This is a genomic window from Streptomyces sp. NPDC006602, from assembly GCF_042870385.1.
GTDB lineage: Bacteria > Actinomycetota > Actinomycetes > Streptomycetales > Streptomycetaceae > Streptomyces.
On the sequence record NZ_JBIAHG010000010.1, the window covers coordinates 68,235 to 88,560 of the forward strand.

The 20,326-nt window shown below is 71.0% G+C and carries 19 protein-coding genes; 9 read left to right on the forward strand and 10 right to left on the reverse strand.

All coding sequences use genetic code 11. From position 1 onward, the window contains the following. The first annotated feature begins 27 nt into the window (after positions 1–27). From ACFYO2_RS24885 to ACFYO2_RS24910, 6 genes are read left to right on the forward strand one after another with little or no spacing between them, the layout of a single operon-like run. Positions 28–660, forward strand: coding sequence for a hypothetical protein (locus tag ACFYO2_RS24885; RefSeq protein ID WP_388353520.1), 633 nt, complete (start codon positions 28–30; stop codon positions 658–660). After that, positions 657–3,233 (forward strand): putative PEP-binding protein, encoded by a 2,577-nt coding sequence (locus tag ACFYO2_RS24890; protein WP_388352984.1) that lies wholly within the window; start codon positions 657–659, stop codon positions 3,231–3,233. The genes ACFYO2_RS24885 and ACFYO2_RS24890 overlap by 4 nt, the downstream gene beginning before the upstream one ends. Further along, positions 3,230–4,372, forward strand: a complete 1,143-nt coding sequence (locus ACFYO2_RS24895) for an acyl-CoA dehydrogenase family protein (RefSeq protein ID WP_388352987.1) — start codon at positions 3,230–3,232, stop codon at positions 4,370–4,372. Before ACFYO2_RS24890 ends, ACFYO2_RS24895 begins: the two co-directional genes overlap by 4 nt. Before the next feature lie 32 nt (positions 4,373–4,404). Beyond that, positions 4,405–4,824, forward strand: coding sequence for a Zn-ribbon domain-containing OB-fold protein (locus ACFYO2_RS24900; RefSeq protein WP_388352990.1), 420 nt, complete (start codon positions 4,405–4,407; stop codon positions 4,822–4,824). Next, complete coding sequence (locus ACFYO2_RS24905) at positions 4,821–5,975, forward strand: thiolase family protein (RefSeq protein WP_388352994.1); 1,155 nt, start codon at positions 4,821–4,823, stop codon at positions 5,973–5,975. The genes ACFYO2_RS24900 and ACFYO2_RS24905 overlap by 4 nt, the downstream gene beginning before the upstream one ends. Before the next feature lie 55 nt (positions 5,976–6,030). Continuing rightward, the gene (locus ACFYO2_RS24910; RefSeq protein ID WP_388352997.1) at positions 6,031–6,741 is read left to right on the forward strand and encodes an SDR family NAD(P)-dependent oxidoreductase; all 711 of its coding nucleotides are present in this window, start codon (positions 6,031–6,033) and stop codon (positions 6,739–6,741) included. A gap of 44 nt (positions 6,742–6,785) precedes the next feature. Here ACFYO2_RS24910 and ACFYO2_RS24915 read toward each other — a convergent pair whose 3' ends face one another. Further along, entirely contained in the window at positions 6,786–7,445 is a 660-nt protein-coding gene (locus tag ACFYO2_RS24915; RefSeq protein WP_388353000.1) for a TetR/AcrR family transcriptional regulator, read from the reverse strand. 140 nt (positions 7,446–7,585) lie between these two features. Between ACFYO2_RS24915 and ACFYO2_RS24920 the strand changes: the two genes are divergently transcribed. Continuing rightward, the gene (locus ACFYO2_RS24920) at positions 7,586–8,194 is read left to right on the forward strand and encodes a TetR/AcrR family transcriptional regulator (protein ID WP_388353003.1); all 609 of its coding nucleotides are present in this window, start codon (positions 7,586–7,588) and stop codon (positions 8,192–8,194) included. A gap of 33 nt (positions 8,195–8,227) precedes the next feature. Here the strand turns inward: ACFYO2_RS24920 and ACFYO2_RS24925 are convergent, their stop codons facing one another. The 9 genes from ACFYO2_RS24925 to ACFYO2_RS24965 form a co-directional block, all read right to left on the reverse strand. Then, entirely contained in the window at positions 8,228–10,300 is a 2,073-nt protein-coding gene (locus ACFYO2_RS24925; protein ID WP_388353006.1) for an ATP-binding protein, read from the reverse strand. A 44-nt stretch (positions 10,301–10,344) separates the two neighbouring features. Further along, positions 10,345–11,886 (reverse strand): glycosyltransferase, encoded by a 1,542-nt coding sequence (locus ACFYO2_RS24930; protein WP_388353009.1) that lies wholly within the window; start codon positions 11,884–11,886, stop codon positions 10,345–10,347. After that, positions 11,883–12,941, reverse strand: coding sequence for a HEAT repeat domain-containing protein (locus tag ACFYO2_RS24935; RefSeq protein WP_388353012.1), 1,059 nt, complete (start codon positions 12,939–12,941; stop codon positions 11,883–11,885). Before ACFYO2_RS24935 ends, ACFYO2_RS24930 begins: the two co-directional genes overlap by 4 nt. 38 nt (positions 12,942–12,979) lie before the next feature. Next, positions 12,980–13,354, reverse strand: a complete 375-nt coding sequence (locus tag ACFYO2_RS24940) for a response regulator transcription factor (RefSeq protein WP_388353015.1) — start codon at positions 13,352–13,354, stop codon at positions 12,980–12,982. After that, the gene (locus ACFYO2_RS24945) at positions 13,339–13,707 is read right to left on the reverse strand and encodes a response regulator (protein ID WP_388353018.1); all 369 of its coding nucleotides are present in this window, start codon (positions 13,705–13,707) and stop codon (positions 13,339–13,341) included. The genes ACFYO2_RS24940 and ACFYO2_RS24945 overlap by 16 nt, the downstream gene beginning before the upstream one ends. A 158-nt stretch (positions 13,708–13,865) precedes the next feature. Beyond that, positions 13,866–15,308 carry a 2-oxo acid dehydrogenase subunit E2 gene (locus ACFYO2_RS24950; protein WP_388353021.1) on the reverse strand — a complete coding sequence of 481 codons (1,443 nt, stop codon included), beginning with the start codon at positions 15,306–15,308 and terminating at the stop codon, positions 13,866–13,868. A gap of 4 nt (positions 15,309–15,312) precedes the next feature. Next, on the reverse strand, positions 15,313–16,338 hold the full coding sequence (locus ACFYO2_RS24955; protein WP_388353024.1) for an alpha-ketoacid dehydrogenase subunit beta: 1,026 nt from the start codon (positions 16,336–16,338) through the stop codon (positions 15,313–15,315). Positions 16,339–16,343: 5 nt separating this feature from the next. Further along, positions 16,344–17,354 carry a thiamine pyrophosphate-dependent dehydrogenase E1 component subunit alpha gene (locus ACFYO2_RS24960; protein ID WP_388353026.1) on the reverse strand — a complete coding sequence of 337 codons (1,011 nt, stop codon included), beginning with the start codon at positions 17,352–17,354 and terminating at the stop codon, positions 16,344–16,346. Between the two features lie 118 nt (positions 17,355–17,472). Next, entirely contained in the window at positions 17,473–17,967 is a 495-nt protein-coding gene (locus ACFYO2_RS24965) for a VOC family protein (protein WP_388353029.1), read from the reverse strand. 245 nt (positions 17,968–18,212) lie between these two features. Between ACFYO2_RS24965 and ACFYO2_RS24970 the strand changes: the two genes are divergently transcribed. Together ACFYO2_RS24970 and ACFYO2_RS24975 are read left to right on the forward strand one after the other, a co-directional pair. Beyond that, positions 18,213–19,478, forward strand: coding sequence for an aromatic ring-hydroxylating dioxygenase subunit alpha (locus ACFYO2_RS24970; protein ID WP_388353032.1), 1,266 nt, complete (start codon positions 18,213–18,215; stop codon positions 19,476–19,478). Continuing rightward, entirely contained in the window at positions 19,475–20,299 is an 825-nt protein-coding gene (locus tag ACFYO2_RS24975; RefSeq protein WP_388353034.1) for an SDR family NAD(P)-dependent oxidoreductase, read from the forward strand. Before ACFYO2_RS24970 ends, ACFYO2_RS24975 begins: the two co-directional genes overlap by 4 nt. The last annotated feature ends 27 nt before the right edge of the window (positions 20,300–20,326 follow it).

The following is a 20,326-nucleotide window of genomic DNA, read 5'->3' on the forward strand; positions in this document are numbered from 1 at the left end:
CGCGCCCCACAGGAAAATGGTGTGGAGATGCATTCTGCTGCCGCGGAGCGGACAGACACGCTCGACAAGTCCCTCACCGATGCCGTCATCGACCTCGTCCTGCGCGGCATGTGGCGCGGAGTGCCGGAGGACCGGTACCGCCCCCTGGTCGACGCCGGGCTCGCCATGGTGAAGGGCCCGATGGTCCTGCCCACCGAGCACGCCAAGAACGCCGCGGCGAAGTTGCTGCGGATTCCGGCGGGCTCGGAGCTCCAGGACCAGATCAACGCCGTCTACGAGGCGTTCCTGCCGGTCAACAGGAAGGTGCGCGAGGTCTGCACGGCCTGGCAGTGCCGCCCGGACGGCAGCGTCAACGACCACACCGACAGCGTCTACGACGCCGAGGTGCGCGAGATGCTGGAGGACGTGCACGAGGCCATCCAGCCGGTGCTGCGTCGGCTGGAGCGGCTGCTCGCGGGCAGCGGCCGGTATCTCACCGGCCTGGAGGAGGCGCTCGACCGGTTCGACGACGGCGGCGCCCAGTGGCTGGCCTCCCCGCTGTGCGACTCGTACCACACCGTGTGGATGCGCCTGCACCAGGAACTGCTGCTGGTCCTGGGGATCAGCCGGGCCGACGACGAGGCCCTCGAGGAAAAGCTGGTGCGAAGGAGCCGAGGTTGAGCATCACCGACCGGCCGACGGGCACCGTCGCCCACCCGGAGGCCACCGGCCTGGCCCTGGTGCCGTACGGCCAGGGACGGATCCGCGGACTGGACGCCGACGAACTGGGCGCGCACGGCATGGCGATGGACCGGCTGGTGGCCCTGGGGCTGCCGGTGGTCCCGGGGCTGACCGTGCCCGCGGGCTCCGCGCGGGCGCTGGGCGAGCCCGGCACCGCACAGGCGGCCGTCGAACTCGTCGAGCAGCTGTCGGGACGCCGGGTCGGCGACGCCGCCCGGCCGCTGCTGCTGCGGCTGTCGGCGAGCGCGCCCGGCGAGGTCGCCGGGCTGCCGCCCGACCTCGCCTGTCTCGGCGCCACCCCGGACAACGCCGGGGACCTGTGCACCGTCATCGGCCGCGCGGACGGACTCCACGAGGTGTGGGCGGCCACGGTCCGCATGATCGCGGAGTACGCCCTCGACATACCGGCCGCCGTACTGGACGACGCGCTCCTCGACGCCCCCGAGCCCCGCGCCCGGGTCGAGGCACTGCTGTCCCTGGTCGCACGGCACGCCGGACGGCCCTTCCCCGACGACCCGGCCGAGCAGCTCGCCCTGGCCGCCCGGGCGGTCCTGGCCCGCTGGGACTCACCGCGCGCCAGAAGGTCCCGCAAGGCTCAGAAACTCCCCGCCGACCTGGGCATCGCCCTGCACGTACAGGCGCTGCGCGTCGGTCCCTCGGACCGCTCCGGCTACGGCACGGCGGTCAGCCGCCACCCCGAGACCGGCCGCTTCTCGGCCGAGGGCTCGTTCTTCCGGGGCGTACGCCGCAGCGCGCCGCCCCCGCACACCGGCGAACCGCTCAAGAAACTGACGGCGGGCACGACCCTCCTCGAGCATTCGCTGCTCACCCTCGAACGCCATCTGCACGCACCGGTCTGCGTCGACTTCGAGGTGCGCGACGGCGAGATCTCCCTGCTCGCCGCCTCCGTACAGAGCCGTCCGCCGCTGCGCGCCTCGGTGTGCCTCGCGGCGGACCTGGCCCAGGACGGGGCACTGGAGAAAGAGGACGCGGTACGCAGGATCAGTCCCGCGCAGGTGCAGGAACTGCTGCACCCGCAGTTGAAGCTGACCGGCGACGAAGACCTTCTCGTCCGCGGACTGCCCGCGTCCCCCGGGGCCGCGACCGGCGTCGTCGCGCTCTCCAGCGAACGCGCCCTGGAGCTGGCGGCGAAGGACACGCACGCCGTCCTGGTGATGCACGAGACCACACCGGCCGACGTCCCCGGCATGCTGGCCGCCGCCGCGGTCCTCACCGGCAGTGGAGGCATCGCCTCACACGCGGCCGTGGTGGCACGCGGCGCCGGCACGCCGGCGGTGTGCGGTGCCGAGGGACTGCGGGTGGACCGTACGGCCGGCACGGTACGGATCGGCGACCGGGTGCTGCACGAGGGCGACTCGGTGTCGCTCGACGGCCGCACCGGCGCCGTCTACGCCGGAACGCTGAGCATCAGCGTCGCCGGACCGCCGCCGGAGCTGTCCACCCTGCTCGAGTGGGCCGATGACGTGCGGCGGCTCGGAGTACGGGTCAACGCCGACACCGCGGCGGAGGTGAACACCGCCGTCGCCCTCGGCGCGGAGGGTGTGGGCCTGTGCCGTACGGAACACCAGTTCCTCGGCGAGCGGCTGCCCCTGATCCGCAGCGTCATCCTGGCCGCCGACCCCGCGGCCCGCGACGAGGCGCTGGTCGCCCTGGAGCACGCACAGCACGAGGATTTCAAGGCGCTGCTGGCCGCGGTCGGCGACCGCCCGGTCACCGTGCGCCTGCTCGACGCGCCGTTGCATGAGTTCCTGCCCGCTCCCGGCGAGGCCGGGGACGAGGCGGCGGAGCAGCGGGCCGCGTCACTGCGCGAGGCCAACCCCATGCTCGGGCTGCGCGGCGTACGTCTCGCGCTGCTGCACGAGCGGCTGTACCCGGCACAGGCCGAGGCGCTCTTCTCCGCGTGGGCCGATGTCGCCGCGACCGGTGTCCGGCCCCAGCTGGAGGTGATGATCCCGCTCGTCAGCCTGCCGGAGGAGCTTCAGGCCGCGGCCGGGTTCGTGCGCGACGCCGCCGCGACGGTGGCCGCTCGCACCGGTGTGGAGGTGCCGTACCGGCTCGGCACGATGATCGAGACGCCGCGGGCCGCCCTATTGGCCGCCGAACTCGCCGAGCACGCCGAGTTCTTCTCCTTCGGCACGAACGACCTCACCCAGCTCACCTACGGCTTCTCCCGGGACGACGTGGAACGCCAGGTGCTCGCCTCGTACCAGGAGCGCGGATTCCTCACCGCCAGCCCGTTCGCCCGGCTCGACCCGCACGGCGTCGGCGCGCTGATCGCCCTGGCCGTGGAGCGGGCGAGGAGCGTACGGCCGGACATCAAACTCGGCGTGTGCGGTGAGCACGGCGGGGATCCCGAGTCGATCGCGTTCTGCGACGACCTGGGACTGGACTACGTCTCCTGCTCGGCGCACCGCGTGCCGGTCGCCCGCATGGCGGCGGCGCACAGCGTGCTGCGCGGGCGTGGGAGCGAACGGAACGGGACAGCGACATGACCACTGTGACCGACCCCGCCGGCGAAGTGACCGCGGCCTCCGAGTCCGGACTGTCCGAGTCCGAACTGGAGGACCTGCGCGAGACCGTACGGTCGGTGTGCGCGGACGCCGGCGGCGTCGCGGCGGTGCGCTCGCTCGACGAGCACTCCCCCGGCATCGACGCCGGCCTGTGGGACACCCTCGGCCGGCAGGTGGGTCTCGCGGCCCTCGGCCTGCCGGAGGACGTGGGAGGCATCGGCGGCCTCGCGGAGATCGCCGTGGTCTGCGAGGAACTCGGCAGGACGCTGGCGCCGGTGCCGCTGCTGTCCTCCACCGTGCTGGCCGGACAGGTGCTGGCCGGCTGCGGTACCGCCGCGAAGCCGCTGGCGGAGCTGGCCGAAGGACGCGTGCACGCGCTGGCGGTGGCCGCGCCCGACGGCGTGTGGCGGCCGGACGCCGTGCCGGTGGGGGTTACATGGCGAGGTGGCGTCGCAATCCTTGACGGCACCGCGCCCTTCGTACTGGACGGAGCCGACGCCGAGACCCTGGTGGTCGCGGCCGCCGGTCCCGACGGCGTGGACCTGTTCCTCGCCGACCCGCGCGAACCGGGCGTGACCGTGCGCCGGGTGCCCACCCTGGACCTGAGCCGCGGCCAGGCGGTCGTCACCTTCTCCGGCGCCCGGGCTCGTGCCCTGACCGCCGGAGGCGAGGGGACGGAGGTCGTCACCCGCGCCCTGGACACCGCCCTGGTGGCGCTGGCCGCCGAGCAACTCGGCGGTGCGCAGGCCGCGTTGGACATGACCGTCGCACATGTACGGGACCGAACCCAGTTCGGCAGGGCGCTCGGCAGCTTCCAGGCGGTCAAGCACACCTGCGCGGACATGCTGCTCCAAGTCGAGTCCGCGCGGTCCGCGGTCGTCCGGGCCGTCCGCGTGGCCGGGTCTCCGGAAGCGCTCGCGGAGGCCGCCGCGGTGGCTCAGTCCTGGTGCGGCGAGGCGTTCACGTTCGTCGCGGCGGAGTGCGTCCAGTTGCACGGCGGCATGGGCTTCACCTGGGAGCACGACGCGCACCTGTACTTCCGGCGCGCGCAGTCCGACGCCGTGCTGCTGGGCGGCACCGCGCACCACCGGGAACGGCTCGCCGGGCTGCTGGGGTGGTAGCCCGTGGACCGGCAGGAGAACAGGACGACAGAATGACCACCAGACCCATCGACGACGGCCTGTTCGACGGCGCCGATCCCCCGCGCCTCGTGGGGGCGCGCTGCTCCGGATGCGGCACCGTCGTCTTTCCCCGGCAGGACTCCTGCCCGAGGTGCTCGGACGGGACCATGTCCGCGCACCCCCTGCCGGTAAGGGGCCGGGTGTGGTCGTGGACGCTGCAGGCGTTCGGGCCCAAGCCGCCCTACCGGCCGCCGGCCGATGGCCACCGGCCGTATCACATCGGCTATGTGGATCTCGGTGAGGTGCTGGTCGAGGCGCGGCTGGAGGTGTCCCGCCCGGAGGTACGGATCGGGCTTCCGGTTCGGCTCACCACGGTGCCCGCGTACCGGGACGAGGACGGGACCGACGTGCTGACGTTCGCGTTCCGTGCGGATCTGGGAGGACAGCGATGAGCCGGGCCGACGACATCTACGTGGTCGGCTGCGGGATGCATCCCTTCGGCCGCGACGAGTCCGTGACCGGGATGGACATGGCCGTGGGCGCGGTGCGGGAGGCGCTGGCCGACGCCGGTGTCGCCTGGGAGGACATCGGGTACGCGGCGGGCGGCTCCGACGTGTCCGGCAAGCCGGACACGCTGGTGGGCCGACTGGGGCTGACCGGTGTGCCGTTCGTCAATGTGCAGAACGGCTGCGCGACCGGCGCATCGACGGTGCTCGCGGTGGCCAACGCGCTGCGGGCGGGCGAGGCGTCACTGGGGCTGGCCGTGGGGTTCGACAAGCACGAGCGGGGCGCGTTCCATGTGTCGGCGGCCCGTTACGGTCTTCCTGACTGGTACGCGGAGACCGGGATGATGCTGACGACCCAGTTCTTCGCCCTCAAGACACAGCGCTATCTGCACGAGCACGGAATTCCGGAGCGGGCGCTGGCGATGGTGGCCGCGCGCGCCTTCCGCAACGGCTCCCGCCATCCGCTGGCCTGGCGGCGCAAGGAGCTGACGGTGGAGGAGATCCTCGACTCCGCCGAGGTCAGCCCGCCGCTCACCCAGTACATGTTCTGCTCCCCGGGCCAGGGCGCGGCAGCGCTGGTGCTGGCCCGCGGCGACCGCGCGTTCGACCTGTGCGAACAGCCGGTCAAGCTGGCCTCGTTGGCCTTCCGGACCAGGCGGTTCGGCTCGTTCGAGGTGTTCTCGCCCTGGCTGCCGCCGGGGCCGCACCGCAGCCCGAGCGTCGACGCCGCCCAGGCGGTGTTCCAGGGGGCCGGTCTGCGGCCCGCCGATGTGCGGGTGGCCCAGTTGCAGGACACCGACAGCGGCTCGGAGTTGATCCACCTGGCGGAGACCGGGCTGTGCGAGCACGGCGAGCAGGAGCAACTGCTGGCCGCGGGAGACACCGACCCCACGGGCCGCATCCCCGTCAACACCGACGGCGGGTGCCTTGCGGGCGGCGAACCGGTCGGAGCCTCGGGGCTTCGTCAGTTCCACGAGGTCGTTCGGCAGTTGCAGGGCCGCGCGCCGGGAGCGCAGGTACCGGGCGGTCCCCGGGTGGGCTTCACCCATGTGTACGGGGCGCCCGGGATCAGCGCGTGCGCGGTGCTGACGGTCTGAGCGGCCCAGCCGCGCGCGCCCATGGCCCGCCGGCGGAGAACGAGGGAGAACTCTCATGAGCGAGCACAGAACCGCCCTGGTCACCGGCGGTGCGCGCGGGATCGGCGCGGAGATCTGCCGACAGCTCGCGGACCGGGGGCTGCGGGTCCTGGTCGGGGCGCGGAAGCGGGAGGCCGCCGAGGAGGTCTGCCGCGCCATCGGCCCGGCGGCGCTGCCGCTCGCCCTGGACGTGGGTTCCGCGAAGAGCGTCACCGATGCGGTGCGCGAGGCCGGGGAACTGATCGGCGGCGGGGGCCGAATCGACGTACTGGTGAACAATGCCGGGGTGTCCCTGGACGGCGAGCTGCGGCCGCCGCACCTCGACGAGGAGGTCCTGCGCTCCACCCTGGACATCAACCTCGTGGGGGCCTGGCGCATGGCCGAGGCAGTCGTCCCGGGCATGGTGCGGGCGGGTTACGGACGCATCGTCAACCTCACCAGCTCGTACGGCTCACTCGCGCTGATGGACTCCGGCCGGCATCCCTCCTACCGCGTCTCCAAGACCGCGCTCAACGCGCTGACCCGGATGCTCGCGGGTGAGTTGGCCGGCACGGGCGTCCTGGTCAACGCGGCCGACCCCGGCTGGACCCGCAGCGGTATGGGCGGCCCGGCCGCGCCGCGCGGGCCGGAGGAAGGCGCGGACACGCCCGTCTGGCTGGCGACCCTGCCGGAAGGCGACGGGACGACAGGCGGGCTGTTCGCCGAGCGCAGACCGCTGCCCTGGTGAACCGACGCATCCTCGTCCAGGGCAGCCTGTCCGCCGGACAGGCCCTATGCCGGTGTGGCCGCGGGCTCGGCCTTCTGGCCGGCGGCGACGATGCGCAGTGCCAGCGACCTGACCGCCTCGTGCACGGACCGGGCCGGCATCCGGGACAGCGGCCCGCCCTCGGCGCGCAGCGCGGTCACCAGGATGGTCGTACTGATCAGCGTGCGCACCGCGAGCGCCTGCGAGGCGTGCCGTGCCTTGGCCGCCCGCGGGCTGCGGGTGGAGCTCTCGGGCAGGTAGTCGTACGCACGCTGGATGTGTCGCTGCTCGAACTCGTCGCGCAGCAGCTTGATGTTGCCGTTGGCGGAGGCGATCTGAACCTGGTAGAGCCGGGCTTCGTCCGGATTCCCCTCCACCCAGTCCCACACGGCGTCGATGACGCGGATCAGTCCCTCGGCGTCTCCGGGCTCGGTGTCCGGCCGGGCCGTCTCCACGACCGTGTTCAGCTGGTCGAAGACCCGCCGCATGGCGAGTTCGAGCAGCTCCTCCTTGCCCGCGAAGTGGTAGTAGACGGCCGTGGGCACCACCTGTGCCTCGTCCGCGATGTCCTGCACACTGGTCTCCGCGAAGCCGTTGCGGCCGAAGACCCGGACGGCGGCGCTGATGATGTGCTGACGTCGCGAGGGACGGTGGGCGGGCTGCTTGCCGTTCGTGGTGGCCATCATGCTCCCTGGCGGTTGCCGCGACCGGTGCCTGTGAGCCCCGGCGTAGTGACCATGTTATCCAGTTACTCCCACAGGTCGAGTCCGTAAACCCTGGTACCTGCGTGGCTCCGGAGTACCAAGGTCACGGCATACTTGACACCATGACTACATCCGGAACCCGCGCAGCTCACCGCCCTTCGCGCAGGCAGTGGGTGATCGAGGCAGCCACGGAGCTCTTCGCCACTCAGCCTCCGGACGAGGTGACCGTGGCCGACATCGCGGCTCGGGCGGAGATGACGTCGGCCGCGGTGTACTACCACTTCTCTTCCAAGGACCAGGTCCTGGTGGAGGGTATGAGGGTGTTCGCCGCCGCGCTGCGCGAGCAGTTGGAGACGCTCACCGAGGCGCACGAGCCCGGCGCGGACATCGGTCCGGCCGTCACGGCGCTGGTGGTCTGGCTGGGCGAGCACCGGTCCGCCGCGACCGTCTTCTTCGTGTCCTCGGCCGGCATGAGCCAGGAGGCGGAGGCGCTGCGGCACGAGATCCGGACGCAGTTGCTGGAGGAGCTGGTACGGCTGATCCGCAAGGGCCGTGAACCGGTCACGGACGCGGAGGCGGCGGTGATCGGCCTGGGGGTGCTGGCACTGCTCGAAGCCGCGGCGGTCTCGCAGGTCCGGGGGGACGACGTCTACCGCTCCCTCGGGCACCGTTCGTTCCTCCACGAAGTGGGCCGGCTCGCCGAGCGGATCGCCGGGGCGACGGGCGGATGACGCCCGCGGGACTCGCCGGGCGAGATGGGAGGATCAAGTGGGCTGCGCGGTACCGTCCACTGCCGCCAGCGGCAACCGCGCGGTGACGGTGGTGCCCTCGCCCTCCTGAGAGCGCACCTCCATCTCACCCCCGTGGTTCGCGACGATCGTCCGGACGATGGTCAGGCCGAGCCCGGTGCCCGGGATGGCCGCGTCGGTGGCGTTCGAGGCCCGGAAGAAGCGGTTGAAGAGTTCCTTCTGGTCCTTGGCGGGGATGCCGATGCCGGTGTCGCTGACGCTCAGTTCCACCTCGCCGTCCCGCGCGGCGGCCCGGACACTCACCTGCCCCCCGCCGGGCGTGAATTTCACCGCGTTGGACAGCAGATTCATCAGCACCCTGTCCAGTTGCTCGCTGTCCGCCTCCAGGATGAGCGGCTCCTGCGGGCAGTCCGTCTCCAGGTCGATGGAGGCGGCCGTGGCGGCCGGCTGGATGGCGTCCACCGCCGAACTCACCAGTCGGCGCAGGTCCACCGGCGCCTTCTGCGAGCTGAACGGGCCCGACTCGATCCGGGAGAGGGTCAGCAGATCCTCGATCAGTGCGCGCAGCCGGTTGGCATTGCGGTCGACGACGTCCAGCATGCGCCGCTGCGGCTCCGAGAGCGGGCCGGTGTCCTCGTCCATGAGCAGCTCGATGTATCCCACGATGCTGGTCAGCGGAGTCCGCAGCTCGTGGGAGACGGTGGACAGAAATTCACTCTTGGCCCGGTCCAGGCCCCGCAACTCCTCCACCAGGCGCGCCTCCTGGCTGTAGAGCAGTGAGTTGTGCAGGGCGCGGCCGAGACCGGATGCCATTGACTCCGCGATTTCGATCTCCACTTCCCGCCAGCGGTTGTCCGGTCGACAGCGGGAGATCAGCACGGCGCCGAGCGGCTCGTCCGCGACGACTCCGATCGGGGTGACCACCACCGAGCACAGGCCCAGCGCCTCGGCCGCGGCGCGTGCGTCCTTCGGGAGTCCGGCCTCACCGAAGGAGCCCGGGGCGTTCGGTAGGGCCGTGCCCTCGGACAGATAGTCGGGGAGATTGTGGATGACCCACGTGGTTCCCTGCCGGTAGTGCTCGCGCACCACCTCGGCGGGGACGGGCGGGAGCAGGTCAGGGTGGTTGGCGGAGAGCAGGCCCTTTTTCGCAGACCATCCCCGCGCAACGGGGACGACAGGGCTCTCACCCTCGGTGAGCATGACGAACACATGGTCGGCTTTCAGGCCCTCGCCGATTCCCGCGCAGGCCGCGTCCAGGACCTGGTCTGCGTCGAGGCGCTCGCGGATCTCGATGCCGACCCGCCGGGCGACCTCCGACAGCCGGCGCCGGTCGTTCTGGATCCCGCGCAGCCGGTCGCCTTCGTCGGCGAGCGTGTTCACCGAGCGGGCCACGGCCCGGATCTCGGTGGGGCCCTGCTCTTTCGCCCGGGCCGAGTGGTCCCCGGCCGTAAGCCGACCGAGTGCGCGTTCGACATCCTTGAGCGGTCGGACCAGACCACGGGTGGTCCGCAGCGCCGTGTAGACGGCGGCGGCCATGGCCGTGGCCAGCAGGACGCCGAACCCCGCGGCGCTGGCGTGGAGGATCGTGTCGGCGCGGTCCTGCAGCTGGCGCTCCTCCACCGTCAGCTGACGCTCCAGCTCGTGGTTGGTGACTTCGAACGCCTCGTACCGGGGCCCGGCCTCCCGGGTGAGCCTGGCGGCCTCCGCGCTTCTCGGTACGGCTTTGGCCTGTCGCTCGGCGTAGCTCAGATACACCTTGAGTTGCTGTTCCTGCTTCGCCAGATTCCGGTCGGTCTCAGGAGAGCCATGGTCACGGGCATCGGCCAGTACCGCCGGGTACCTGCGGAGCGCCTCGCGGTAGTGCTCCAGCTGCTCCGGATCGCCGGTGATCAGATAGCCGCGGATGGAGCGCTGCATGTGGTCGGCCTCGCCATGCAGGCGCAGGTTGTCGGCCAGGGACGGCTGCACCCGGTCGACGATCTCGTCGTTGGTGGCGTTCTCGAGAAGGGCACCGGTCAGCACGCCGCCCCCGACCAGCACGATGAGGCCGGTCAGTACGCCGAAGGCGGTGCCGAGCCGCCGCGTCATGGATTCGCCGGCGTGCCCGGCGCTTCTCCGTCTCCTGCCGCCGCTCACGCACGATCACCTCCGCTCGACCGCGCCTGCCCGGAGTCGGCGAATCCGCTGCGGGTCATGGAGCCCCACACCTGGGGAGAGTGGTGCAGCGCGTCCCACATCCCGCGCAGCCGCCACCACGCCGTGAGCTGGCGGTATCCGAGGTTCTCGGCGATCACCCCGACGAGGGCGCCCGCGGTGTCCCGCCATCGAGGGAAACGGTGGAAGGCGTACTCCTCCGTCACCAGCGACACCAGGCTGACCACCACGGCGTAGCCGTACGCGACGAGCAGGAAGCGCCACAGGAAGTCCACGTCGACCGCGCCGAGCAGTACGCCCAGCGGGACCAGGACGAGACCGGACAGTTCGACGATCGGGGCGAGCAGCTCGAAGACCACGTAGAACGGCAGCGCCAGCAGTCCGATCCGGCCGTACCGCGGATTGCCGATCATGCGGCGGTGCTTGAGCAGGATCTCCGTCAGACCGCGATGCCACCGCCGCCGCTGCCGGGCCAGGACCCTTGTCCGCGACGGCGCCTCGCTCCACGAAATCGGCTCGCTGACGAACACGATGCGGTACTCGCGGCCCTGCTCGCGCAGGTGCCGGTGGAGCCGGAAGACGAGTTCGGCGTCCTCACCGATGCAATCCGGATCCAATCCGCCCACCGCCACCACCATGTCCCGGCGGAAGAGGCCGAAGGCGCCGGCGATGACCAGCAGGCCGCCGATCTTCGACCATCCGGTTCGGCCGAGCAGGAAGGCGCGCAGATACTCGACCGTTTGGATGCGGCCCAGCAGATCCCGGGGCATCCGCGCGTCGACCACCCGTCCGGCCACGACCTCGCAGCCGTTGGCGATGCCGACCACGCCTCCGGTGGCCACCACCCGCAGCGGGTCGTCGGAGAACGGCTTGGCCACCGAGAGCAGCGCCTCGGAGTCCAGGATCGAGTCCGCGTCCACCATGCAGAGCAGGGGATAGCGCGCCAGATTGATCCCGACATTGAGCGCGTCGGCCTTGCCGCCGTTCTCCTTGCGGGCCACCACGAGCGGCACCGGGCCGCCTCTCGGCAGATGGACGGACTCCATGGCGCCGCGCACCGGAACGTCGTCGGGCACCACACGCTCCACCTCGACGAGGTCGAAGGCGTCCCGCAGGGCGTCCAGCGTCCCATCGGTGGAGCCGTCGTCGACGACGACGACCTCGAAGACCGGGTAACGCAGCAGGAGCATGGCACGGACCGCCTCCGCGATCCCCGCCTTCTCGTTGTACGCCGGCATGATCAGCGACACCGGCGGGGTGAAGGGGTTCCCGGACGCGTCGTCGTACCCGGCGAACGGCGCCCGGCGCAGCCTCCTGACGAACTCCGCCACGGCGAGGACGATCAACACCAGATAGCTGGTGTTGATGACGAAGAAGTACCCGATGATCACGTCGTCGCTCACGGCGATCAGGGTGCGCGCCGCATCGCCGAGCCACGGCAACGGCCCGTCGCCCCCCGCGCTCAAGGGACCGATGGCGTGCGTGGAACCCACCGCGCCGAGGGCGACCGTCTCACTCATGGGGCCACCTCGGCGACGTGACCGAAGGACGCGCCCGCGACCGACGACTCCGCCAGCGCCGCCCTGGCCTGCGCCGCCGCCCGGGCGCCGAAGCGGCCCGCGGCGGCAGCCCGCAATTCGGCGCTGCCCGCCTCACCGAGCCGCAGCAGCGAGCGGGCCGCGGTGGCGGCGACACGCTGGGCCGGGTCGTCGAGCAGTTCCCGCAGCCGGCCCGTCGCGGCTACCGCGCCCAGGTTCCCGAGCGCCCCCGCGGCCACCGTGCGCAGGGCGAGCGGCTGCCCCGGGTCCACGGCGGCCAGCAGCGGCTCCAGTCCGTCGGGCATACCGAGTCTGCCCAGCGCGCGTGCGGCCCTGATCCGCACCTCCGGATGAGGATCCTCGCTGAGAGAACGCGCGATTCCGGCGGTCCTGGAGACCCCGCCGATCGCGCCCAGGGTCTCGATGGCCACGGCCCGGACGACTGGTTCGCGGTGCTCCAGACCCGCAGCGATACCCCGGAGTGCCTCCGGCCCGAAGAACGTCAGCGCCCGGGTGATCACGGCGGGCGGTACCGTCCGCTGCCCGTGAAGGCTGTCCAGCAGCCGCGGTACGACCGACGGTTCCCCGATCCGGCCCAGGGCCCGTGCCGCGGCCGACCGCACTTCCGGGTCGCGGTCACCCAGCAGGCGGCAGAGCGCCGGCACGGCGGGCCGGTGACGGAGCCGTCCCAGTACCTCAGCCGCACGGCCTCGCCGGGCGGCGCTCCGGCATCCCAGGTCCGCCACGGTCTGCGTGGCGGCTCTACGCTGCTCGAACACCTCGATGAGCGCGGTCTGGGCTCGTCCGACGACTTTGCCGAGCATCGCCACCACGGTCGGTTCCAGGGCCGCCCAGGTACGGTCGTCGAGTTCCGTGAGCCTGGCCGACGCCTCGCTCTCGGACTCCTCCTCACCGCAGACGAGCTCCAGGAGCGCTCCCCGCACCGGTGCCACGATCCGGTCCTTGCGTCGCTGCCGGAGCCGACGGGTGATGCGAAGGCCGACGAGCAGCAGCAACATCAGGACTACCGACGCCATCAGGCACACGAGGGCCCCCGTGACGAGACCGGTGGCGATCACCGTCCGGCCCTCGTCAGCACGGCCTGAACTCGGCTGTTCAGCTCGCGCGGGCTGAACGGCTTGACGATGTAGTCGTCGGCTCCCGCCGCGAAGCCGGTCTCAATGTCTCCTTCCTGGGAGCGGGCGGTGAGCAGAATGACGGGAAGCGCGGCGGTCTCGGGCGCGGCGCGCAGTTCCCGGCAGACGTCCAGGCCGGACATCCCAGGCATACGAATATCGAGCAGAGCGAGGTCCACCGGCTGGTTGCGCGCTGCCTGGAGCGCGGCCATGCCGTCCTCCACCACGGTGACCTGGTGACCGCTCTGCATCAGCTTGAACGCCACCAGGTCCCGGATGTCGATGTCGTCGTCGGCGATCAGGACAGAAGCCATCGCCCCTCCCCCGACCCGGAACTCCGGAAGGAGTCCAGAAGCTGCGCCACCGTCGAGCGCCGGAAGGGTTTGGCCAGGAGTGCGTCCGCACCCAATTCGGCCATGTCCTGCTGGTCGAGCACAGAAGAGACGACGAGACGGCACTTTTTGGTGCGCTCGTCCGCACGCATCCTCCGGATGACCTCGCGACCGTCGATGCCGGGGAGCAGGATGTCGATGATCGCGATGTCCGGAGCGTTCGCGAAGGCCAACTCCAGACCTCGTTCACCGGTACCCGCGACTGTCACCCGGCAGCCCACTGCGCGGAGGTGCTGCTCCAGCAGTGCGCCGACATCCCGGTCGTCCTCGATCACGAGTACATGGGGAAAGTCCAATGGGTGTCCCGTCCCACGTGGCAGGGGTGTCATTCCTTTCACGCTAGGCACGATTCGCCTCTTCTGCCACATTTGTGGCAGCCCCTCGCCCGGGTCGGTCACGTTCGCGAACCGCGTGACCGCCCCGGGCGGCGGTTTCAGACCAATAGGCGCAGCGGCTTGCGCAGCAGGGCACCCACAGTCCGCAGATACTCGGCGGCCGGTGCCCCGTCCACGGCGCGGTGGTCGAAGGTGAGGCTCAGGGTGAGCACCTGGGTGCGCCGCGGCTGGTCGTCCACCCACTCGACGCCGTCCTTGAGCCTGCCCACGCCGAGGATGGCGACATTGCCGGGGTTGATCACGGGAGTGAAGAAGTCCACGCCGTACCCGCCCAGCGACGTGACGGTGAACGTCGCTCCTTCCAGCAGCGCCGGGGAGATCCGGCCGGATCGGGCACGGTCCGCCAACTCCCTTGACCTGCGGGCCATTTCGGGCAGCGACAGCTCCACCGCATCCTCGATCACCGGGACGAGCAGGCCGCCCGGCACCGCTACGGCGAACCCGAGGTGGATGCCCTCGTACAGGTGAACGCCGTCCTCGAGCACCGCCGCGTTGAGCAGCGGGTGTTCCCGCAGGGCGAGTGCGGCGGCCTTCATCAGGAAGTCGCCCAGGCTGGGCACCGGCAGATCACCGTCGGCCCACTCCTGCTTCAACTGGGCCCGCAGGGCCACGACGGCGTCCATCCGCACCTCGTAGCCGTGCGTCAGCTGCGCCATCTCCTGGAGGCTGGCGTGCATCCTGCGGGCGATGACGCCGCGCATCCCGGTCAGCGGGATGACGTCCCCGGGCTGTGGCGATGCGGTGGCCTGGCGGGCCGGCGCCGGCGCCGGCGCCGGGGTCGGTGCCGGTGCGGCCGCCGCGGTGGCGGCGTCGAGGTCGGCCCGCCTGATGCGTCCGCCCGCACCCGTGGGGCGTACGTCCGCGAGATCGATGCCCCGTTCCTTCGCCAGCCGACGGACCAGGGGCGAGGTGGGTGTCACCGGGTCCGCCGAAAGGACAGTGAGCGGCTGCGCCGCCGAGGCGAGCAGGTACTCCTCCACGTCCTCGGAGACGATCCGGCCGCCGGGCCCGGTGCCGCGTACTGCGGTGAGGTCGACGCCGGTCTCGGCCGCCACCCGGCGGGCGTTCGGGGAGGCCAGAAGCCGGCCCCCCGAGCCATTGAGCCCAACGGCCCCCCTGAGCCCCACAGCGCCGTTGAGCGACGGCGCCACGGAGGCATCGCCCTCGGCGGCCGGCACCGCGTCCGTGCCAGGGGCCACAGACCCGGTGGCCGGGGCCGTGTCCTGCGACCCCGGCGGCTGCTCCCCTTCGGCCAGCAGCCAGCCGATGAGCGCCCCTGCCGGAAGGGTCGCCCCGGCCTGGACCGCGGGGTGGAACAGTCCCCCGGCCTCCGCCTCGACATCCACGTCGACCTTGTCGGTCGCCAGCCGCAGCAGCGCGTCGCCCTCCGCGACGGCACCGCCGGTCGGCACGAGCCACTCGTCGATCGTGCCTTCCTGCATGGTCAGGCCGATCTTCGGCAGCAGAACCTCGACCGCCATTCGGTCACGACCTTTCGAGGAGACGACGGCAGCCCTGCACGATGCGGGCCTGGTCGGGCACGTAGGCCTTCTCCAGGACCGGGGAGAAGGGCACCGGGGAGAAGGGCGCGCCGATACGCAGGACCGGCGCGTCCAGGTAGTCGAAGGCCGCGTCCTGGATCTGGGCGGCGATCTCCCCGCCGAGCCCGCCGAAGGTCACGGCCTCGTGCACCACGAGAACCCGGTTGGTGCGGCGCGCGGAGGCGATCATGGTCTCGGTGTCGAGGGGCTGCACGGTGCGCGGGTCGATGACCTCGACCTCGATGCCTTCGGCGGCCAGTTCCTCGGCCGCCGCGAGGGCCTCGCCCACCATGCGGCCCAGGGCGATGACGGTGACGTCGGAGCCCTGCCGCGCGGTGTGGGCCTGGCCGAGCGGGATGCCGTAGATCTCCTCGGGCACCTCGCTCTTGCTGCCCAGCAGGACCTTGTTGAGCATGACGACGACCGGGTTGTTGTCCCGGATCGCGGAGACGGTCAGGCCCTTGGCTGTGTAGGCGTCGCACGGCATCACGACCTTGAGGCCGGGCACGTGGCAGAGCCAGGCCTCCAGGCTCTGGCTGTGCTGGGCGGCGGCGCCGAGGCCCGCGCCGGAGGCGGTGGTGATGGTGAGCGGCACGGAGACGGAGCCGCCGAACATGTACTTCATCTTGGCGGCCTGGTTGACGATCTGGTCCAGGCAGACGCCGATGAAGTCCATGAACATCAGGTCGACGACGGGGCGCAGCCCCCGGGCGGCGGCGCCCACGCCCAGGCCGACGAGCGCGGCCTCGGAGATCGGGGTGTCGATCATGCGGCGGGGGCCGAACTCGTCGAGCAGGTTGTCGAACATGCGGAAGACCCCGCCGTACCCGGCGACGTCCTCTCCGGCGACGAAGACGTTCTCGTCCTCGCGCATGACCTGCGCCAGGCCCTCGTTGAACGCCTTGACGTAGGTGAGCTTGCGGCCCGTGCCGTCCGGGGCAGGGGCCGGAGCTTCGGTGATGGTGGTCATGGCGGTCATCCCGAGTAGACGTTGAGGAGCAGGTCGGCGGTGTCGGGCAGCGGGCTGGCCTCGGCGTAGGCGATGGCCTCGGCGATCTCGTCGCGGGTGCGCTGCCAGGTGTCGTCCAGCTCGGCGCGGGTGGCGGTGCCGTCGGCGAGGGCGCGGGCCTCCAGCAGGTCGATCGCGTCGCGGGCCTTCCACTCCTCGACCTCCGCGTCCGAGCGGTAGGGGTGACGCAGTCCCTTGACGCCCTGGTGGTCGTAGTAGCGGTAGGTCTTGGCCTCGATGAACATGGGGCCCTCGCCGGCCCGGGCGCGTGCGACGGCCTCGACGGTGGCCTGGTGGACGGCGAGCGCGTCCATGCCGTCGACGATCACGCTGGGCATGCCGTAGGACGCGGCCCGTTCGGCGACGTCGGTGATCAGCATGTGCTTCGACTGCGGGGTGAACTCGGCGTAGCCGTTGTTCTCGCAGATGAACAGGACCGGCAGGCGCAGGATGGCGGCCATGTTGGCGCCCTCGTGGAAGCTGCCGATGTTGGTGGCGCCGTCGCCGAAGAAGGTGACGGCGATGTTGTCCTCGCCGCGGTACTGGGCGGCGAAGGCGGCGCCGACGGCGATCGGGACACCGGCGCCGACGATGCCGTTGGCGCCGAGCATGCCGAGGGTGACGTCGTTGATGTGCATGCTTCCGCCGCGGCCGAGGCAGGCGCCGGTGACGCGGCCGTACAGCTCGGAGTACATGTGCTTGAAGCTGACGCCCTTGGCCACGGCGTGTCCGTGTCCGCGGTGTGTGGAGGTGATCTGGTCGTCGTCACGGAGGGCCGCCATCACGCCCGCGGCGACTGCCTCCTGGCCGACGTAGAGGTGCAGGAAGCCTGGCAGCTTGCCGGCTTCCATGAGTTTTCCCGCCTCGGTCTCGAACAGGCGGATGCGCACCATGCGCTCGTGCAGATCCCTGACGACCTGCGCGGATGCCTGGTTCGCGACCGGATCGGCCGACTTCTTCGATGCCCTTTGAGCCATCGTCCGCCCCTTCGCCCCGAGCGAGGTGTGTCACGCAATCGGACTTTGTTGTGCCGGTCTACAGTAACCAGCTGGGGGCACCTTACTGAAGACGTTCTCTAATTACTACGGGCGGGACTCAACCGGCTTCGAGGCCGCCGCCACGCCGGTCCACGAGCTCCACACCGTTGCCCTCCGGATCAGCCCAGAAGGTGATCCGCCGGCCCCGTGCCGACACCACGACCGGCGACGACAGCGGCCTGGCACCGGCAGCCGGCAGCGCGGCAACAAGGGGCGCGATATCGTCCACGTGGAAGGTGAGGTAGGCCAGACCGCAGCGCTCGGCCAGCGGCACTGCCGACGGGAACGACGCCGCACCCGCCCGAGGGTGGATCAGCTTGATCCGGCCCCCGGACGGCACCTCCAGCCAGACGACGAGGAGCTGTCCGCCCAGTCCGGCCGGGCCGGCGATCTCCTGCGGGATGTGCGAGCGGTGCACGGGGACGCAGCCGAGCACCTCACCATAGAAACGCTCCATCACTTCCAGGTCCCGCACGACGACTCCGGCCTCGAAGGGCTGGGTCATCCGCGCCCTCCCGGGCACCTCGGCCGGACCGGTCGTCTCATCGGTCACCGGGCCACCTCTCCGTCAGCGGCCAACCATCTCACCGCGGCAGCTGGAGCCGTTCAATAGAAAGATCCATTCGAGTCGAGCGTGCACCTGCCACAGAAGGCAAGGGTGACCTGCGTAATTCCGCCCGGCGAAGTTCGGCACTTTCTATTGACACACAACACTAACTCCTGTTCTTGTGGCGGTCGCAGCGCAGCTGTAGCACCAGGACCCTTCACCAGCTCGCGGCTGGGAGGATTGAGGACATCGTGGTCCAGATCAATTCACCGGAGACCCAGGCGGCGGACGAACGTCCCCTGCCGCCCCCCGCTCCGGAATACAACTCATGGATCGGCCAGGACCGCTCCACAGACGCCGCGGGCACGGCGATGCGGCAGGACGCGGCCGAACTCGCCGAGCGTGTCGTCGAGCACTACATCAACAACACGACTCACGAGGCCGAGGAGCAGTGGACGGAACCCGTCGACAACTACCTCGACGCCGACCGCTGGCTGCGGGAGATGGACGCCGTCCACCGGAGCGTTCCGCTGCCGCTGGCGATGTCGTCGGAGCTTCCCGGACCGGGCACCTACAAGGCCCTGGACGTGCTCGGCGTCCCCATCCTGATCACCCGGGACCGCAAGGGCGTCGTCCACGCGATGATCAACGCCTGCCGGCACCGCGGCGCCGAGCTGGTCGAGCCGGGCTGCGGCGTGGCGAAGCGGATCACCTGCCCGTACCACGCCTGGTCGTACGACCTGTCGGGCGAGCTGCGCGGCGTGTACGCCGAGAAGACCTTCGGCGAGGTACCGCGCGAGAAGCGCAGCCTGATCCAGCTTCCCGCCGGTGAGCGCGCGGGCATCGTCTTCGTGTCGCTCGACCCGGCCGCCGAGCACAACCTGGACGCCTGGCTGGGGGATCTGCAGCCGCTCCTGGAGGGGCTCCGCTTCGCGGACTGCCACCACTACGCGACCCGTGAGCTGACCAGCCCGAACTGGAAGGTCACCCTCGACGGGTACCTGGAGACCTACCACTTCGCGTCACTGCACACGAAGACGGTCTTCGAGACGAACTTCTCCAACATGATGGCCCACGACACCTGGGGCCCTCATCAGCGCCTCGCTGCGGCCCTGCGGCCCATCGCCGACCTGGCGGAGCTGCCCGCGGAGCAGCGCGATCCGGGCGACATCGTAGGAGCCATCTACTGGCTCTTCCCCGGTCTGGCCATCGCCGGCACCTGGCGCAACAAGATCGCCGTCTCCATCGTGATTCCCCGTACGGCCACCGAATCGGTGACCCAGCAGATCATCCTGCTGCGTGAGCCCGCCGTCACCGAGGAGGAACGCCACGCCGCCGACCAGTTCGGCGAGTGGTTCTACGAGGTGGTCCGCGACGAGGACTACGCGACCACCTACGGAGTGCAGCGGGGGCTGAAGGCCCTCGCCGGGACCGACTTCGTCTTCGGACGCAACGAGCCCGGGCTCCAGCACTTCCACCGCACCATCCACCGCCTCCTGGACGAAGCGTCCAGATGACCAACACACAAGACTCGCAGGAGAACAGCATGGTGGCTACGGGCAGCCTCGACGGACGTGTCGCAGTGATCACGGGCAGCACGCGCAGTATCGGCCGCGCCATCGCCGAGGCCTTCCTGGCCGACGGGGCGACGGTCGTGCTCAGCGGCCGCTCGGAGGTCAAGGGCAAGCAGGCCCTGGAGGAACTCCAGGCCGGTGACAAGGCCGTCTTCCACGCCTGCGACTCGAGCAGCCAGGCGGACATCGAGGCACTCGTCGACTGGACGGTCGAGCGTTTCGGCCGGCTGGACATCATGGTCAACAACGTCGGCGGCACGGAGGGCTTCGCGCCCGTCCACCAGCTGAGCGACGAGGCGTGGCACAAGGCGCTCGACCTGAACCTCAACGCCTACTTCTACGGCACGCGCCGTGCGCTGAAGCCCATGCTGGACGGCGGCTGGGGCCGGGTCATCAACATCTCCTCGGTCGAGGGCAAGCAGGCCAACAAGCCCGCGATCAGCCACTACATCACCAACAAGCACGCCATCCACGGTCTGACCAAGGCGACCGCCTTCGAGTACGGCACCCTGGGCATCACCTGCAACGCGATCTGCCCCGGTGCCGTCGACACCGACCTGATGCGTGCCGCGGGACCGGCCGCGGCCGAGGCCGAGGGCATCAGTTACGAGGAGTGGCTGGGCCGGTTCGCCGAGCACGCCGCAACCAAGAAGATCACCACCGTCGAGCAGATCGCGTCAGTCGCCAGGCTGCTCGCGAGCGACGCGGGCGCGGGCATCACGGGCACGCTGATCAGCGTCGACGGCGGCACGGCGCAGTGGTGAGCGGCGCGACGGACGGCGGGAGCCCCA

Excerpts from the sequence above, each read along its gene's own strand:
- ACFYO2_RS24895 (WP_388352987.1), top strand. The coding sequence starts at position 3,230 with ATGACCACTGTGACCGACCCCGCCGGCGAAGTGACCGCGGCCTCCGAG.
- ACFYO2_RS24915 (WP_388353000.1), bottom strand. The coding sequence starts at position 7,445 with ATGATGGCCACCACGAACGGCAAGCAGCCCGCCCACCGTCCCTCGCGA.
- ACFYO2_RS24905 (WP_388352994.1), top strand. The coding sequence starts at position 4,821 with ATGAGCCGGGCCGACGACATCTACGTGGTCGGCTGCGGGATGCATCCC.
- ACFYO2_RS24975 (WP_388353034.1), top strand. The coding sequence starts at position 19,475 with ATGACCAACACACAAGACTCGCAGGAGAACAGCATGGTGGCTACGGGC.
- ACFYO2_RS24910 (WP_388352997.1), top strand. The coding sequence starts at position 6,031 with ATGAGCGAGCACAGAACCGCCCTGGTCACCGGCGGTGCGCGCGGGATC.
- ACFYO2_RS24950 (WP_388353021.1), bottom strand. The coding sequence starts at position 15,308 with ATGGCGGTCGAGGTTCTGCTGCCGAAGATCGGCCTGACCATGCAGGAA.
- ACFYO2_RS24930 (WP_388353009.1), bottom strand. The coding sequence starts at position 11,886 with ATGAGTGAGACGGTCGCCCTCGGCGCGGTGGGTTCCACGCACGCCATC.
- ACFYO2_RS24925 (WP_388353006.1), bottom strand. The coding sequence starts at position 10,300 with ATGACGCGGCGGCTCGGCACCGCCTTCGGCGTACTGACCGGCCTCATC.
- ACFYO2_RS24900 (WP_388352990.1), top strand. The coding sequence starts at position 4,405 with ATGACCACCAGACCCATCGACGACGGCCTGTTCGACGGCGCCGATCCC.
- ACFYO2_RS24920 (WP_388353003.1), top strand. The coding sequence starts at position 7,586 with ATGACTACATCCGGAACCCGCGCAGCTCACCGCCCTTCGCGCAGGCAG.
- ACFYO2_RS24940 (WP_388353015.1), bottom strand. The coding sequence starts at position 13,354 with ATGGCTTCTGTCCTGATCGCCGACGACGACATCGACATCCGGGACCTG.
- ACFYO2_RS24935 (WP_388353012.1), bottom strand. The coding sequence starts at position 12,941 with ATGGCGTCGGTAGTCCTGATGTTGCTGCTGCTCGTCGGCCTTCGCATC.
- ACFYO2_RS24955 (WP_388353024.1), bottom strand. The coding sequence starts at position 16,338 with ATGACCACCATCACCGAAGCTCCGGCCCCTGCCCCGGACGGCACGGGC.
- ACFYO2_RS24885 (WP_388353520.1), top strand. The coding sequence starts at position 28 with ATGCATTCTGCTGCCGCGGAGCGGACAGACACGCTCGACAAGTCCCTC.
- ACFYO2_RS24960 (WP_388353026.1), bottom strand. The coding sequence starts at position 17,354 with ATGGCTCAAAGGGCATCGAAGAAGTCGGCCGATCCGGTCGCGAACCAG.